The sequence below is a fragment of the Pseudomonas sp. EGD-AK9 genome, from assembly GCF_000465935.2.
GTDB lineage: Bacteria > Pseudomonadota > Gammaproteobacteria > Pseudomonadales > Pseudomonadaceae > Aquipseudomonas.
In genome coordinates this window covers 1-655 of sequence record NZ_AVOF01000826.1, presented here as the reverse complement: position 1 = coordinate 655, position 655 = coordinate 1, and the positions used below count along the sequence as shown (strand labels likewise).

The following is a 655-nucleotide window of genomic DNA, read 5'->3' as shown; positions in this document are numbered from 1 at the left end:
CGACCAGCCGCAGCAGTTGCCGCCAGACCGCCAGGCGCGGCCGGCCTATGTCGCCACGCTCGAAGGCCTCGCGGCAGGCCGCGCGGCGGATCTTGCCGCTGGAGGTCTTCAGCACGCTGTGCGGCGGCGCCAGGACGATGTCGTCCGGCGGCACGCCGGCCAGCTCGAGCACCACGCGGCTGACCTCCTGCTGCAGTTGCCGACGCCGCCCGGCCTCCTGCTCCAGGGTTTCCGCCAGCACCACCAGGCGCTCCGTGCCACTGGCCGGATCCTGGCTGCCGAACACCGCGACGCAGCCCTTGCGCAGCCCCGCCAGGTTGCCCACCGCGGTTTCCAGGTCGTAGGGGTAGATGTTGCGCCCGGCGCGGATGATCAGGTCCTTGGCGCGCCCGGTCAGGTAGACCTCGCCGCCGGCCATGTAGGCCAGGTCGAGCGAGTCCATCCAGCCGTCGCGCAGGACCCGGCGGGTTTCCTCCGGGTTGCGCAAGTAGCCGGCGCTGGTGGACGGGCCGCTGAACTGCAGGTGCCCTTCGCGGCGCTCGGGCAGTTCGACGCCGCGCTCGTCGACGATGCGGATGCGGTGCCCCGGCAACGGCCGGCCGCAGGCGACGAACTGCAGCACCGCGTCATCCTGCACGCCCGCCGGCCGCGCCTC

Annotated in this window: 1 pseudogene; it reads right to left on the bottom strand. The window is 73.3% G+C overall.

The features are described from left to right. Positions 1-655, bottom strand: a pseudogene (locus N878_RS24495) (AMP-binding protein); the annotation flags it as partial.